The sequence below is a fragment of the Stenotrophomonas sp. SrG genome (genome assembly GCF_050031795.1).
GTDB classification, from domain to species: Bacteria; Pseudomonadota; Gammaproteobacteria; order Xanthomonadales; family Xanthomonadaceae; genus Stenotrophomonas; species Stenotrophomonas rhizophila_A.
In genome coordinates this window covers 1-254 of sequence record NZ_JBNBBE010000520.1, presented here as the reverse complement: position 1 = coordinate 254, position 254 = coordinate 1, and the positions used below count along the sequence as shown (strand labels likewise).

General features: G+C 67.3%; 1 protein-coding gene. It reads left to right on the top strand.

Translation table 11 applies throughout. The features are described 5' to 3' along the window. Nucleotides 1-254: hypothetical protein (locus ACQG3P_RS20705; RefSeq protein ID WP_426806101.1), on the top strand; the 254-nt coding region annotated here is incomplete at both ends.

Genomic DNA, 254 nt, shown 5'->3' with positions numbered 1-254 from the left:
TGGGCGGCAGCGTCGGCACCGCCGACCAGGGCGGCCTGGACGAGCTGAACCTGAAGTTCATCGGTGGCATCGGTGACCTCGACGCCGATGGCTACAACATCATGGTCAGCCTGGAAGGCTACAACCGCGAGCGCCTGGACCAGGACCAGCGCGACCTCACCAAGGCCGGCATCTACACCGACAAGCCCGGTGGCCGCTGGAACGGCTGGTCAGCCAAGGGCGCGCGCTTCCTGGTCAACGGCACCTCGGTGCCA